Origin of the sequence: Trebonia sp., assembly GCF_049794275.1 — a bacterium.
GTDB lineage: Bacteria > Actinomycetota > Actinomycetes > Streptosporangiales > Streptosporangiaceae > Trebonia.
Map to the genome: position 1 here is coordinate 1 of NZ_JBARCR010000569.1, position 1,549 is coordinate 1,549.

Below are 1,549 nucleotides of genomic sequence, written 5' to 3' on the forward strand. Positions count from 1 at the left end.
GACCTGCGGGAAGACGAACCACATCCAGTGGCTCACCTTCCGGCCCGCGCGCAGTTCCGCGACGGCCCGCTGGTAGGTGCCGCCGGCATCCTGCGCCTGCGCGAACCGCTCAAGCCGGTAAGGATCGTCCATCGGCGTCCTCCCGCTGGCGGGCTTCGAGGGCGGCCAGGTCCCGTTCGGCGTACAGGTGGTGTTCCCACTCCTCGTTGAGGACGAACAGCAGGCATTCGCGGACCGGGAAGCTCCGGGGCGGCGGCCAGCCTGGTCCTTCGACCGGTTCGGTGCTGGCGCTGAGCGACGCGTCGGTCAGGCCGTCGACGAGCTCGCGGACGGTGGACATCCGGTCGCGGCGCAGCGCGAGGACCGTCTCGAGCGAGGGGCGAACGGCGCGGTCCCTGGGCACCCCGGGGGTGTCCCGCATCTCGTCCCACGGCAGGTCCAGCGGGTCCCACGGCGCCGGGTCGCCAAGCACCGCCCGCCTGATCCACGCGTCGGTGGCGAACGCCAGGTGGCGCAGCGTCTCGGTGAACGACCACTCGCCGTCGACCGGCTCGTGCAGCGACTCCGGCGGCAGACGGCGGGCCCTGGCGACGGTCTGGTCCCAGAGCCGCTCCACGGTGTCCCACGCCTCGCGGAAGCCCGCCGGGTCCGCGGGGCGCATCTTGACCCGGTCGGGGTAGCGCTTGTTCAGTTCGGCGTCGATCAGCGGCCCGATGTCGACGCCGTTGACCGTCACGTTCTCGATCTCGCCGTTGATGTCGACGTTGCCCAGTTCGACACCGCGCAGCACGGACCCGCTCAGCGCGACGCCGCGGAACCGGCTGCCGCTCAGGTTGACCGCCAGGAACTCCGAGCCGCTGAGGTCGACGCGCTCGAATCGCGAACCGGTCAGATTGTCCCCGGTGAAGTCGGCCATGGCCCGACCGTACCCCGCTCAGGCTTCCGCTCCTTCACCTGCTCCGGCGTGCGGGTGACGGCGCACGACAAGCCAGGCGATCACCGCGATCGCCGCCACGAGCGCGAGGGCGATGAACGGGAAGGCGTTGTAGGGGGCGGGCTGCCCGGGCTGGCACAGCTCGACGAACGGGACGATCAGGGTGGCGGACCCGAGGACCGGGATAACCACATGCCTGAGGAGCGAAAACGAGGCCCGGTGGCGGCGCCACATAAACACCGGCAGGGAGAGCATCGTCAGGAAGTAGACGAAGAGGATCACGATCGTCGCCATCGTCGAGCACTCGGCGTACAGGCCAACCGGGTCCATCGATCCGGTGTCCCCGGTGACGAGGTGAGACACCCACCAGATCCCGATGATCCCCAGCCCGGCGGCCGTCATGAAAAGCAGCGCATTCACCGGCGTGCCGGACCGGGAGTGGACATGGCCCAGCTTTGCCGGCAGCAGCCCCGTCCGGCCGCCGTCGAAGAGCAAGCGCGACTGGGAATCGGCTCCCGCGATCAGGGTGGCCAGCACAGAGAGGATTCCGGCGATCCATGCCAGGACGGCCGCTCCGCCGAGATAGTGATCGGCCATCGTGAGGAACGGGACCGA

General features: G+C 69.9%; 2 protein-coding genes and 1 pseudogene. All 3 read right to left on the minus strand.

From position 1 onward, the window contains the following. Positions 1-132, minus strand: a 132-nt coding sequence (locus WA805_RS15520) for a DUF1810 family protein (RefSeq protein WP_425242674.1), incomplete at its 3' end; no start/stop codon positions are given. Continuing rightward, the gene (locus WA805_RS15525; protein ID WP_425242673.1) at positions 110-916 is read right to left on the minus strand and encodes a DinB family protein; all 807 of its coding nucleotides are present in this window, start codon (positions 914-916) and stop codon (positions 110-112) included. The genes WA805_RS15520 and WA805_RS15525, both read right to left, overlap by 23 nt. Before the next feature lie 18 nt (positions 917-934). Further along, positions 935-1,549 (minus strand): annotated as a pseudogene (locus tag WA805_RS15530) (hypothetical protein); the annotation flags it as partial.